The organism is Legionella sp. PC997 (assembly GCF_014109825.1).
GTDB lineage: Bacteria > Pseudomonadota > Gammaproteobacteria > Legionellales > Legionellaceae > Legionella.
This window is the reverse complement of the sequence record NZ_CP059576.1, coordinates 1,997,557-2,011,690: the sequence shown is the minus strand read 5'-3', so window position 1 is coordinate 2,011,690 and position 14,134 is coordinate 1,997,557. Positions and strand designations below refer to the sequence as shown.

Genomic DNA, 14,134 nt, shown 5'->3' with positions numbered 1-14,134 from the left:
GAATTATAGATTATAAATGATTTCCCTGAGCAATTTTTGGATACAATTTATGAAGGAAAAAATAATTCTAATTACTGGATGTTCTAGTGGAATTGGTTTTGATGCTGTTTTTACTTTAAAGAAAAGAGGGTATCGAGTTATTGGATCATGTAGAAAAAAAGAGGATGTGCAAAAACTATTAGATAGGGGAGTAGAGGCCGTTCAACTGGATGTATCGGACTCCACCTCAATTCAAAATGGGTTTGCGGAGGTATTGGTTAAAACAGCAGGGCGCTTAGATGTTTTAATTAATAACGCTGGGTATGGTCAAGCAGGGGCTCTGGAAGATATCAGACGTGATGTGATGAGGGCCCAATTCGAAACGAACGTTTTTGGGCTACTTGAACTTACTAATCAAGCGATCCCAATCATGCGTAAGCAAGGATATGGTCGTATTATAAATATAAGTTCAATTTTAGGTATTGTCAGTATGCCTTTTCGGGGAGCTTATAATGCATCTAAATATGCCGTAGAGGGTATAAGCGATACACTAAGATTGGAATTAAAATCTTCAGGTATTGATGTTATTACGATAGAACCTGGCCCTATAGAAAGTCGTTTTAGAGATAATTCTGTGGATAACTCATTAAACAACATTGATATGCAACATAGTTATTTCAGTAAACAGTATGAACGGATGTTGACTTCATTTAAGCAAAAGAAAACTGATTCTTTTTTTACTCGCAAAACAGAGGCGGTGATTGATAGTTTGATCCATGCAATTGAATCTAAAAAGCCTAAAGCCCGATATCCGGTAACATTTCCCGCCCATCTCATGATTTTTTTAAAATGGATTTTAAGCGTTAAAATGTTAGATAAATTCTTTTTGCAGGTTTCCAAAAAAGAACTCTCCTAATTGCACTAACCAACCGAGATAAAAAGGGGATGAAATAATAAACTTTTTAAAAAAAGGAAGAAAAACTCCAATTTCTTTGCTAATATCTAAATGGGTTAAAATCATTAACTATCAAGGAAGTAAAATATGAAAAAATCAACAATAGCTGTAGCTGCTCTATTAACTGTACTAGCAGCTCCTGTAGTATCTGTTGCTTATGCAGATGATGCATCTACTACTACAAGTACTTGTAATGGTTGCAAAGGTTGCAAAGGTTGCAAAGGTTGCAAAGGTTGCAAGGGTTGTACTGGCTGCAAAGGTTGCAAGGGTTGCAAGGGTTGTAACGGCTGCAGTGGTTGCTCAGGCGACTAATCTGTAGCTTGGGTTCTATCAAGAGGTAGTTCTCACTACCTCTTCTTTTTCCCCCCTATATGAAGTAAGAAATATGATTACTCATGCTGAATTCACGTTACCCAAACTTAGCAATTGGCACAAAAATATTTATTTGAATTACGCCAAACAAGTTTTAGAAGCCCAACAATTAATGACAGCAAGAAAGGGTAAAAGCATCCTGCATTATACCTTACAAAAGAAACGGCGTTTTGAACGGATGAGTCATTATCCTCGCGGGGATCGTATTGATCGTAAAACTGGGGCTCAATATTTTTATCATTGTCATAGAGAAAATTATGAGAGTACGGAGCATGGTCATTTTCATTGCTTTTTACGTTATAAACACATACCCAAAAGTATCAAACCCGCTCCTTTAGCAGATTGGGATAAATATATTGATAATCCTATGACCCATTTGATAGCAATTGGCATGAATCAACTTGGGCAACCAATACGCTTATTCACGGTGAATCGCTGGGTTACTTCGGAAATTTGGTATAATGCGGAGTACAGTGCGCGTCTACTTAAATACTATAAAATGACGTTAAGTGATGATCCTTATTGGCAAGTGTTAGACCGCTGGGTTGAAGGGATGATTCATTTGTTTAAGCCACAAATTTTATGGTTGCATCAAGAGCGTGATAAAAAAATTATGCATCATCAAGCAAATAATAGTTCCATCGATAACCCGTATCTGGATTATGAGCTTGAGGAACTTTCAGAAATTCCAATTGACTTAAAACACCAAATTGAATGGATAATCAGATAGTAGTTATTGAGAGATTGATTTTTTAAACCAAATACTTTTTTAATAAGACTCTTCCAGTCTCCAACTTCAAAAATCAAAAGGATTAATCTGTACTATAATTTACATGCAAATTATAAATTCTTGGAGTATTTGCATGTCATCCCACGCTAAAAATAGGACTGTTGACGATATTGATTCTATACATGAATATTATATGGAAATTATCAATTCCATGCCTAACATCGTGTATTGGGTAGATACCGAATGTAATTTGAAGGGGTGTAATAATAACTTTGTCAAATTACTCGGGCTAAATACTCTTAAAGAACTCAAAGGATCTCCTTATCAAAAAATGGAGGAATTTGCCCATTGGAATAAGGAACGAGTAGAAGAATTAAAATTAGAAGATATGAGAGTGATATTTTCAGGTATTCCTCAACATAACGTAGAAGAAAAAGCGATTGAAGACACTACAGGTAAACCTTATTACTTTCTCTCTTCTCGTGTACTAATGCATAATCGCAATAAAAAAGTAATTGGATTGATCGTTATTTTAAATGATATTACTTCAACTAAAGAAGCTGAAAAACATGTTGAGGTTTTACCAGAAGACACCCAAATGATTAAGCCTTCATTAAAGGAAAATTATTTACCCACTGTGCTAATGGTAGAAGATAATATTATTGCACAAAACGTTGAAAAAGCACTGCTCACTGCGTTACATTGTCGGGTTGATATCGCTGATTCTGCTGATAGCGCAATAAAATTATTTCAGCCCGGAAAATATGATTTGGTGTTAATGGATATTGGATTAGAAGATTCGTCTGGCTATGTTGTCGCAAAACAATTACGCCAAAAAGAGAAGAATACACAATACCATGTTCCTATAATTGCCCTAACTGGTTTTGAAGCAGATGTAGTCAAATACGATTGCCAGCATTATTTTATGGAAGGGGCAATTAGCAAACCTTTAACCTGTGAACAAGCCGAACAAATTATCAAACACTATGTATATAACATGGATGTTCCTGTGCGTGGTTTGAAGACAACTTAGTATGCTGTTATTATAATCATTTTAAATGAATTTTCTATGAGCAGTAATTCAACTGAAGTCGGTCGTATTTTATCTTTAGATGTTTTTCGTGGGCTGACTATGGCATTAATGGTTTTAGTCAATAGCCAGGGAACGCGAATGACCTTCCCTATACTAGAGCACGCTGAATGGAATGGATTTACATTAGCTGATTTTGTGTTTCCAGCTTTTTTATTTATAGTGGGAATTACTACTGTTATTAGTCTGAAAAGACATCTCAAAGTGGAGAGTAAAACATTACTCTATAGAAGCATTCTTACTCGTACGGTCCTTTTATTTTTATTTGGCATGTTCCTAAATGCTTTTCCCTCTCATTTTGACTTAGCGACTGTGCGTGTTTATGGAATTTTACAACGCATCGCTTTTTGTTACTTCATTTGTGCTCTTCTTTATCTTAATACTTCTGTTAAGACTCAGTTTTTTATTTTTTTTGGCATTCTTATAGGATATTGGTATTTTCTGACCCAAATTCCTATCCCTGGTACTGGTATGGATCAATTAAGCATGACAAATAACTGGGTAAGCTATATAGATTCATTATTATTTTCACCTGTGCATCTATTATCGAAAACCTTTGATCCAGAGGGGCTTCTAAGCACTATCCCCGCAATTGCCACGACACTGTCGGGAGTCTTGGTAGGACATTTTTTGTTAACTCCAATTAATAAGCAAAAGAAAAGTATGATAATAATTGCAACAGGCATATTATCTCTTTTATTAGCTTGGATATGGAGTTACAACATCCCCATTAATAAAAATTTATGGACCAGCAGCTTTGTTTTATGGAGTAGTGGTTTTTCACTTATTGTTTTTGGTTTATGTTTTTTTATAATCGATGTTTTAGGGTATACAAAATGGTCCTTGCCTTTTAAGATCTTTGGCATGAATGCATTATTTATTTTTATATTTCATGTGCTTTTGTTAAAAATTCAATCCATGTTTGTTGTTACACTGCCTAATGGGGCACACGACGTATTACGAGTTGCAATTTCAGAATATTTGTTTGGTGGTTTGGGTCCACAATGCGCAGGGTTATTTTACGCCTTACTTTTTCTTTTCTTTAATTTTTTAGTCGCCTCTTTTTTATATAGTCGAAAAATATTTGTTAAAATTTAAACAATTTCATGGGAGATTCAACGACTTTGCTCGCTCTAGCGTAGCTATTACATATTGTTCATCCTTTGTGAGTTAGCTATAATAACAGGTTAGATTAAACTGTCTGAAGTTAATGGAGTGGTTTTCGATGCCAATTTATGAATACCAATGTTCAAGTTGTAATCATCATTTTGATTTGATGCAAAAAATTAGTGATGAGCCAGTTAAACAGTGTCCTGTATGTTATAAAGATACTGTAATTAAGCTTATTTCAGCTGCAGGCTTTCAACTTAAAGGTACTGGTTGGTACGCTACTGATTTTAAAAATAAAAACAGTAAACCTCCAGAGACTACCGCTAAAGATGAGAGCACTGCTTCTACGGAGAAGACGAAAGAGACTTCTTCGTCTAAAACTACTCAAGATGGTGACAAAAAGTGAAAACAAAGTCATTAAGAAGCTATTTACTCGCTGGATTGGTGGTATGGTTACCCATACTCATTACCATAGGAGTATTGCGCTTTATTATTGACTTACTTGACAATACCCTAGCTTTAATTCCTAAAGCCTATCAGCCTGAGCAGCTCATTGGGCATTATATTCCAGGTTTTGGAGTGATCTTATCGCTGCTCATTTTATTGATCACAGGGGTTGTTGCCACTAATTATTTTGGACAACGATTAGTAGAATGGGGGGAATCCATTCTTATCAAAATTCCTTTAGTCCGCTCAATTTATAAAGCAGTAAAACAAGTAATTAATGCGGTATTATCTACAAATAGCGAGGCCTTCCGTAAAGTAGTTTTAATTGAGTATCCACGTAAAGGATTATGGAGTATTGCCTTTCAAACAGGTGCAGGAAATACTTCGATAAATAATAAAACAAAAGATGAAATGATATCTGTATTTATACCTACTACTCCTAACCCTACTTCAGGCTTCCTCATAATGACTCCTAGAAGTGATGTAATTGAGTTAGATATGAGTATTGATGAAGCACTGAAATTTATAATTTCTTTAGGAGTAATGCCGCCTGCATCTGAGGCAGCGTTAGCAAACAATTTGTAAAAATTTAAATAGGCGGTTTTATATGCGTACACACTACTGTTTGGGCGTCGATGAGTCAAGTTTAGGTAAAGAGGTTGTCGTATGTGGCTGGGTACATCATCGTCGAGATCATGGTGGTGTGATATTTCTTGATGTTCGCGATAGCTCAGGTTTATTGCAAGTAGTGTATGAACCAGAAAATAAAATATCTTTTTCTGACGCAGAAAAATTACGTTCTGAATTTGTGGTTCGTATCACAGGAATTGTACGTAAAAGACCAGAAGGAATGATTAATGATGCAATGGCCACTGGTAAGGTAGAGGTGGTTGGCACAAAGCTGGAAATACTTAATCAGTCACCGACACCACCATTCTTACCTGATGATTTCCAAATTGTGAATGAAGATTTACGTTATAAGTATCGCTACATTGATTTGCGTCGCCCTTCAATGAAACATAAATTATTGATACGTCATCAGTTAAACAGCTGTATTCGAAATTATCTCAATCAGTATGGTTTCCTTGATATTGAAACACCAATGCTTACAAAAGCTACTCCAGAAGGGGCTCGTGATTATCTTGTTCCTTCTAGAGTACACCCTGGATCTTTTTATGCGTTACCTCAATCTCCACAGCTCTTTAAGCAGTTATTAATGATTTCGGGGTTTGATAAGTATTATCAGATCGTTCGTTGTTTTCGTGATGAAGATTTACGCGCTGATAGACAACCTGAGTTTACACAGCTTGATATTGAAATGGCTTTCATAGATGAGGAAAGCATTTTAAATCTCATTGAAGGGTTATTAAAAACTGTATTTAAGCAAGTTCTTAATGTAGAGCTACCCGAAAAGTTACGTAGAATGTCTTATGCTGAAGCGATGCGACGTTTCGGTAGTGATAAGCCAGATTTACGCAATCCTTTAGAGTTAATTGATGTTGCGGATTTAGTAAAAGACTGTGATTTTAAAGTGTTTTCTGCTGCCGCTAATGATTCAGAATCACGAGTGATTGCTTTACGATTGCCTGGTGGATGTGACCTAAGTAGAAAAGATCTCGATGATTATGGTCGTTTTGTAGGAATTTATGGTGCTAAGGGCCTTGCTTACATAAAGGTAAATAATCTTGACGAAGGCATGGCCGGACTACAATCGCCTATTTTAAAGTTTCTATCTGATGAATCTGTACAATCCATATTGAAACGCACAGAAGCTAAAACGGGCGATGTTATTTTCTTTGGTTCGGATAAAAGTCATATCGTTAATGAATCTATGGGAGCACTAAGAATTAAATTAGGCCATGATAGAAAGCTACTCAGAGAGGGTTGGGAATTATTATGGATTGTTGATTGGCCCATGTTTGAAAGAGACTATGAAAATAACAAATTGAATCCTATGCATCATCCATTTACTTCCCCTAAGGATCTATCACCTGAAAACCTACGTGCTAATCCAACCCACACATTAGCAAAAGCTTATGATATAGTAATTAATGGTTATGAGATCGGTGGGGGCTCCATACGCATTCATCAATCGGATTTACAAAAGGCAGTTTTTGAATTGCTTGGAATTAATGAGCAAGAAGCTCAGGAAAAGTTTGGCTTTTTACTGGATGCCTTGCAATATGGTGCGCCACCACATGGTGGTATTGCTCTTGGTATCGATCGCCTTGCAATGTTACTTACAGACTCAACATCAATTAGAGATGTTATTGCTTTTCCTAAAACTCAAACAGCATCGTGTCTTTTAACGAGTGCGCCATCACCTACGGGTAATGCACAATTAAATGAATTAGGAATAAGACTTGCTCCAACTACGCAGACTAAAACGAGTTAAAAACTTAGCTAAACTCGTAAAAAATATGATTATCCCTGCAAAATCAGGGATCTATTCTTCTATGGGTACAAAAGCTAACTTGGAAGAAAATCTTTGTACTCTTCGGGGTAATTTTTTCTTAAGAAAAGTCAACTCATCAATGATAAGTCGTATCTCTTTGGGCTTTTTATTTTGTTTACTTTTTTCGGCTTCCTTTGCTACGCCTGCACCAATGAAAAAGCAGGCTACTTTTTCTGAATATTTAACTCAAGAAAAAATACATTTAATAACTGCTATTCAAGATGCAAAACAAACCATACAGCTAAAAAGCGAGAAAGAGTTTAGCGCTAAGATGAAGTTGGTCTCGGCGATACATTCAATGACTCAAGTTAAAATTGAAAGCCTAGAAAGTTTCTTAGAACATCAAAATAAAGAACAAAACTATCTTAATCAACGTTTAAAGCAGCTTCAACAGATGCCTCTGGATAAAGAGAATACGACCATACCTGAACGTGTAGAGAGAGTAGAAAATTTAATCAATATTAACAAACAAACAACCGAACTTATTACTGAAAATTTAAAACTTGCTAAAGAATATCAATCCGCTTTAGATGATGAGATAAAACATTTGGAGTCTTGGCATTCGAATTTTGTGCTAGAACAAAAACTAGTACGGATTAAGTCCCTCAAAGAGCAACTTAATAAACGTTTAAGTACGCTTTATGACAGCAACGTTAATGTAAATAATCAACCCGATAAACGATCTAAGACATCACCAAAGCTTCTAGCAGCAGACTATGAAGCAATGTTGTTGATTAATAATCAAAATATTGCAGCAATTCAAAACCAGTTAAATGCTTTAAATATACAAAAGACAGTGGTTAAAGGGGATATGGTTTATCTTAAAAATCCAGATACCAAAAATTTGCAGCTTATCACAGAGATTTATAAAGATGCCTTAAATCAATACGCTAAAATCGAAAAGTCGATACAGCACATCCAAAATTTTCTGAATAAAGAAACAAAACTTGTAGTAGCCCCAACGTTAAAGAAATCAATAAGCACTTTACAAAATACTCTAGCGCAACAAGTTAATGAAGCCAATATACAAAAACAATTTTTACTTAAGAGCTTGTCTGATTATCAAGCTCAGCTTAAAACCCTCATATCTTCACGCCAAACACTTGCTGACTATAGTTTTAGCAGTTGGCCCATTATTCTAAAGAAAATAGTAGCTATTCCAGGTTTGTTTTATAAATACCTAAAAACATTAAGCGTAAAAGTTTATGACAGTTATTTGTGGTTAAGTACTGTATCCATGGTTATCTTGTGGGGTGGATTTGCGCTGATTGCTGGGTTTTTCTTTTTGATAAGCCGTATTTTAAAGATTATTCGAAGAGACAAAGAACGGTCCCGTCTAACAGGTTACCTATATGATGGCGTTTTAGTTCTCATACAAAGAAATCTTCCTTATTTTTGTATCGTTTCAATGCTCTGGGCATTACTTTACATAACCCATATTTCTTTTTCAAATTACCAATTGCTGTTTAAATTAATTGCGGTGTGGTTCACTTTTAAGATATTAATTTTAATAGCACGTTTGGTGTTATTGGAACGAATTACAGACTCCTCAGGTAAGGATGTTAAACTTTATTATCGTTTGAAATGGTTATTACTATTCGGTGGTTGGACCACCGCATTAATGACTATCGGCCATTTATTACCCTTATCTATATTGCTTCAAGATATATTTAATCGTTTATTTATGCTCTTTATTTTAACCGTCTCTCTGGTTATATGGAAAAGTAAAGATGTTATTCCCTATCTTCTGCGACCTTTATTCAAGAGTCAGAAAAGATATGTTAGTAACGCTATTTCATTATTGGTTATTCTAGTACCGCTTACATTACTAACTACGGGCGTAATAGGGTTATATGGATTTATCGGTTTAGCATGGAGCCTTAGTCAATATCTTGCTTATGCATTACTGGTACTCGTAGGATACATCATTGCTAGAGGTTTGTTGTTCGATGCATTGGAGTTATTTTCTGAATTGATGATCTCTTCATTACGTAACGGATGGTTATGGGTGGAAGTTTTTTTAAAGCCCTTAGATAATATTTTACGGATTTTACTATTAATAGCGAGCATTCATGTTCTATTCCAATTATTTGGTTGGAATTCTGATTCCTTAGTTATGATCAACTTAGGTAAATTTGCTCAATATACCATTGTAAATATCCCAGGGATCCACGTTACGGTGACAACCACCCTGGAATTTCTTATTTTACTTGCAGTGTGTGTGTGGGCTTCTAAATGGACGCGCGAATTTTGTTATCGCTGGTTGTATAAAAATGTCAAAGATGCAGGAATACGTAACAGTCTTTCTGTTTTTACCCAGTACGCGATTATACTTTTAGGTGGTTTTGTTTCTCTCCACGTACTTGGATTTGATTTTAGTGGTATGTCCATGATTATTGGAGGTCTTGCTGTAGGTATGGGGTTTGGTTTACGTGATTTTGCAAGTAATATTGTAGGTGGTCTTATGTTGCTTGTAGAAAGACCTGTACGCGAGGGTGACTTGGTAACTATAGGTGAGCATGAAGGGCGTGTTGCCCATATCGGCATTCGTTCTATGAGGGTTTGCTCTTGGGATAATATGGAAGTTCTGATCCCTAACGCAGAAACATTTAATAAACCATTTACTAACTGGACCCACCAGGATGGTATTGTCAGAACAGTTATACCAATAAAAGTGAGTCGCTCTGATGATCCAGTAATAGTCAAACAATTGATAGAGGATATCTTGGCTACAACCCCAGAAATTGTTAGTGATCCTCCGGCTCAAGTTTTTCTTAAGAAAATTGATGAAGCATTGCTTGAATTTGAAGCGCGATATTTTATCAATGTTCAAATTCATACCCGGTTTGAAGTACGATCTAAAGTATTATTTGCTATTATGACTCAATTCAAAGCCGCAAATATTAGACCTCCAATTGAACCACTCGCTATTGAAATTAAAGAAGGCCATGTTGACCTCAGTACAAAAAAACAGACCGCCGAAAACTGAAGCGGAATTGCTTGAACGTTGCCATTCTATTGCTGGCCTTAGTTTTGCACAATTAGGTTTGGGTTTAGAGTTGTTAATTCCGGCTTATCCTAATCAACGAAAAGGGTGGGTTGGTCAAGCTATTGAGTTGGCGTTGGGCACCGACGCCCAGAATAAATCAGTACCTGATTTTCAAGCTTTAGGCATAGAATTAAAAACACTTCCTTTAAATAACTCTGGAACACCTACAGAATCCACGTTCATTACTTCCATTCCGTTGCTTACTATTCATAAACAGCAATGGAAATCTTCTCAATGCTATGCCAAATTAAAACGAATTTTATGGGTTCCGGTAGAGGGGGATAAAGATATTCCTTATTCGCAGAGAAGGATCGGACAAGGTTTTTTATGGTCACCCGATGATGCAGAGGAGCGTATTTTAGCAGAGGATTGGAATTATCTATCATTTCAAATCAGTAGCGGAAATATTGAGACAGTCGATGCAAAATCCGGAGAATATTTGCAGGTGAGACCCAAGGCTGCCCATGGAAAATCATTATGTTATGGTTATGATGTTTATGGAAATAAAATCAAAACATTACCGCGCGGATTTTATTTAAGAAGCCGTTTTACCGCAAAAATTTTATCCTTCTCCATGGATCTTATTAGAGAAAAGGGAATTAATTCAAAATAACCCTGTTGTATGCTGCGTGTTTATTTAGTGGGACTTGGTCCATGTTCTGTACTAGCGTCATCTCTCCTTAGTGTATCAATAATTTTTTTAGCATTAGTGGTCGATTTTATAGACCCATCTGGAACTTCTTTAGGTAAATATGGAGATCCGCTGGGTTCACCTTTTTGAGCTAAAGCACCATTCATCATGTTATTCAGCGACTCAGAATTTAGTGATTTATTATGATGCAATGTTACAATTTCTTCAGCCAGTCTTTTTGAATTTTTAGTTCCACGCAACAAGCTCCACACCACATTAGGAGATAGAATATCACAATTATTAAGTGCTACAATTGCTTCACAAATTAACTTATTAGAGCTGAAATTGAACTTCTTGACTGGCTCTTTTGTTACAGGATTTTGTTTGTTCCATAAAAAAGCGAGTTGTAAAGCTATTATTGCCTTGTGTTTGTTTTGTTCTGAAGCTCCTTTGTTTTCAACTTTAGAGAGTTTTTTTAACTCATCTAAAACACTCATCGCATCTTGATGCTTTGGATTAGAACCTAAAAATTTATTCACCCTCTCTTGATCAATAAAATTAGTCTCTTTAACTTCGGGTTTCGAAGTATATTTCACTCTCTCTAATAAAGCTTGATAAGAATTTCTACCTGAAATAAATTGGGCCGATTTAGACAAGTAATGGCTTCCGTATGAAATTTCAAATTCTTCTGCTTTCGTTAGAGGGGGCTTATTCATACTTAAGTTCTTTAATGCAATTAATAATCCTGCAAAAATAACTTGTTCTTGTTTGTTAAATGGTTGTCCATTTTTCTTATTTAGAAATGAGGTCGTAAACATAAATAGTTCATCTCTTGTAAATCTGCTTGAAAGATATAATTGGGAAATTTGAATCAGCGTATCAACTTTATCTGAGGCATTTGGGGAAAGTCGATCTACCGATGAAACCGTGGATAAGGTTGAGCCAAAATGCCCAAAACTATCGCGATTTGGGAAATTTGAGCTTGCTGCTTTTTTCAATTCAGGAGAATCTGCGATGACGAAAAAATACAATTCATTTAAATCATTTAACATATCCTTATAATAAATTTCCCTTTGTTTATAATTATTCAAATTAGCAAAAAAATTTCTGAATAAAGCTCCATTTTCAAAATGTTGTTCTTTGATTTTTTCTAAGTAGTATCCACTGTGTTCATGCATAAAGCTTGCAATCACCATATCCAGATGATTTTCTAAATCATCTTTTGCTTTTTGCTCAAACTCATCAATAATTTCTGGTGAAAAAGAACCATCGCCACACACACCATAAACCACGCCGCCTTGCACTTGATCGGTATGTGCCAAGCCAAATTTTTGATAACTCTCATAACATATAATTGATAATGTCCCGCTGTTGACTAATTTTTTTATATCCTCATCCAGTTTTAAATTTTTATGCAATCCGGTAGTAACATCAACAACTATTGATATAGGTTTTTCAAGATCTTGTTTCCCTTTCATCAATTGATTTCTTATAAAAAGATTTAAATCTATTCCTGCATGAATCCCATCTGGATTTACAATCGGGCCCGTAGAGACATGATAGATATCTGCAATTTCATCTGTTTCATTTTCCTCTTTTGTGGGTAAAAATTTATTAAATTCAAAATACTTTGATCCGATAGTCTTGATAACTGGTTTTTTTCCTTCTGGAAGCTTCATCTTCTTGGCCAAATCCATTGCTACCATAAAAGCATGGGTACCTGCCATAGCAGGCGCAGCAATCATTTTATAAGATTTGTCTGGCTCATTGTTTAAAGCAAATGATGAAATAACATTTTTCTCAATGGATTTTTTGAAATTACTGTATTCTACAACGGAGATGTCGTTCTCTAGGGCTTTGTTAAGCAATAGAGATATTTCATGAGTTATGGCATAAACAGAAAAGGAGAAACGTTCATAATTATAAGTATAAAACTTTGTTCCAAAGCTTAAAAATAGAGCTATGCGTTGAACTGCTTCTGAATCAATCTCAGTTTCGGGTAACGCGGAGATCATTCTATGTAAACAAGAAGCTAACAATCTATTTGGATTATTTTTTTTGATTGCCATTCTAAATAAACCAAGCATTATGTCGCTTTCTTTTAGGTCTTTAATAGTGTTTGGCATTGTGGTCAACAACCTTGCCATTGTGGATGTATCAATCTCTTCTTCTTTGGGGGATACTCCCTCTGGGGACTCTTCCTCAATAGACTCTAGATTTAGAGAGACCTCTTCTGGAGGCTCTTCTTCTTTAGATAGATATTTTGTATGAAGTTTAGCTAATTCCCATGGCGAAGCAATTAATCCAGCAGATTGAATTTTACTCAGAATTTCATCACGTTTTCTTAAATCTATTTGTACTATCCCTATATTTTCACCTTCTTTTTTATGTATTTTAATAAAAGATAAGTGTTCGGGAGCTAAATAATTTGTTAATAGATCATCGATAGATGCATTATTTACTAAAATTATAGGCACGTATACATTCTTTTTATAATCGATCTCAGTAACAAAAATTTTTATAATATCATCAATTGCTTTTCCCTGTAGTTTGTCATCTCTGTGATAGTAGCGTTCTGTTGGCCAATCAGGATGTTGTGTTACTGGAAAGTTGCTATCATTTTTTACGGCAGCTATTGTTTTTCCATACATCATTTTGGCAAGTAGATTACTTTCACTATCGACTAAGGTAGGATCTTGTCTATCAAGCATTTTCCAATAGGCTTTTGTTCCTTCCGCAGAATAGAATTCTTTAGTTAATAAGTAAGTTCGCCAAATTCTTTGTATTGTTATGGATGCTTCGGTTTGGGTGTTTGATACTTGAGCTTTTTTCTCTTCTTCAGAAGATATTTTTATAACTTCTTCGCTGCCTTGAGAGGATACTTCAGAAGGAGAATTCCGTATAGTTGGAATATGCATTTCATGATTTTTAATAAACGCAAACAACTTTTCGAGGACTTTACCTTGCTCTTTATTTAATTTCTTATCTTGTATATATTTAATTACTGGCTTAAAAAAGCCCATACGGTATGAATACATTTTGGCACAAAATAGAATCAATATAAGTATATTATAGACACCTGGATTAAAATTTTATTAATTTGGTGTAGAAGTGATATTTGAATGATCTGGAATAGGGAATTGGATATTCTTTTGTGCGAATCAGAAGCTCTAAGCTTAAGGTGTTCCAGAGGTGCTCATTTGTAGTAAAGGGGGTAAGAATAGCTGTTAACAGCGGTGTACACTGCGTATTTGCTTTGTAGAAATCTAAATTAAAAAACCCCGATTACTTAGAGTATACCGGGGTAATTAAAAAT

Annotated in this window: 10 protein-coding genes; 9 read left to right on the top strand and 1 reads right to left on the bottom strand. The window is 35.2% G+C overall.

What is annotated here, in order from left to right; all coding sequences use genetic code 11:
- Positions 1 to 49: 49 nt before the first annotated feature.
- From HBNCFIEN_RS08560 to mutH, 9 genes are all read left to right on the top strand, one after another.
- Positions 50 to 895, top strand: a complete 846-nt coding sequence (locus HBNCFIEN_RS08560; RefSeq protein ID WP_182390698.1) for an SDR family NAD(P)-dependent oxidoreductase — start codon at positions 50 to 52, stop codon at positions 893 to 895.
- 424 nt (positions 896 to 1,319) lie between these two features.
- Complete coding sequence (locus HBNCFIEN_RS08555; protein WP_182390697.1) at positions 1,320 to 2,036, top strand: hypothetical protein; 717 nt, start codon at positions 1,320 to 1,322, stop codon at positions 2,034 to 2,036.
- Positions 2,037 to 2,169: 133 nt separating this feature from the next.
- Entirely contained in the window at positions 2,170 to 3,069 is a 900-nt protein-coding gene (locus tag HBNCFIEN_RS08550; protein WP_182390696.1) for a response regulator, read from the top strand.
- A 36-nt stretch (positions 3,070 to 3,105) separates the two neighbouring features.
- Positions 3,106 to 4,224: an acyltransferase family protein gene (locus HBNCFIEN_RS08545; protein WP_182390695.1), complete on the top strand. Its 1,119-nt coding sequence runs from the start codon at positions 3,106 to 3,108 to the stop codon at positions 4,222 to 4,224.
- Between the two features lie 127 nt (positions 4,225 to 4,351).
- Positions 4,352 to 4,642, top strand: a complete 291-nt coding sequence (locus HBNCFIEN_RS08540) for an FmdB family zinc ribbon protein (RefSeq protein ID WP_182390694.1) — start codon at positions 4,352 to 4,354, stop codon at positions 4,640 to 4,642.
- Entirely contained in the window at positions 4,639 to 5,268 is a 630-nt protein-coding gene (locus tag HBNCFIEN_RS08535; protein ID WP_182390693.1) for a DUF502 domain-containing protein, read from the top strand. The genes HBNCFIEN_RS08540 and HBNCFIEN_RS08535 overlap by 4 nt, the downstream gene beginning before the upstream one ends.
- 22 nt (positions 5,269 to 5,290) lie before the next feature.
- On the top strand, positions 5,291 to 7,078 hold the full coding sequence (aspS, locus tag HBNCFIEN_RS08530; protein ID WP_182390692.1) for an aspartate--tRNA ligase: 1,788 nt from the start codon (positions 5,291 to 5,293) through the stop codon (positions 7,076 to 7,078).
- 139 nt (positions 7,079 to 7,217) lie between these two features.
- On the top strand, positions 7,218 to 10,127 hold the full coding sequence (locus HBNCFIEN_RS08525; RefSeq protein ID WP_255464411.1) for a mechanosensitive ion channel domain-containing protein: 2,910 nt from the start codon (positions 7,218 to 7,220) through the stop codon (positions 10,125 to 10,127).
- Positions 10,087 to 10,800: a DNA mismatch repair endonuclease MutH gene (mutH, locus tag HBNCFIEN_RS08520; RefSeq protein ID WP_182390691.1), complete on the top strand. Its 714-nt coding sequence runs from the start codon at positions 10,087 to 10,089 to the stop codon at positions 10,798 to 10,800. The genes HBNCFIEN_RS08525 and mutH overlap by 41 nt, the downstream gene beginning before the upstream one ends.
- Positions 10,801 to 10,820: 20 nt before the next feature.
- Here mutH and HBNCFIEN_RS08515 read toward each other — a convergent pair whose 3' ends face one another.
- Positions 10,821 to 13,841 carry a hypothetical protein gene (locus HBNCFIEN_RS08515; protein WP_182390690.1) on the bottom strand — a complete coding sequence of 1,007 codons (3,021 nt, stop codon included), beginning with the start codon at positions 13,839 to 13,841 and terminating at the stop codon, positions 10,821 to 10,823.
- Positions 13,842 to 14,134: the final 293 nt, after the last annotated feature.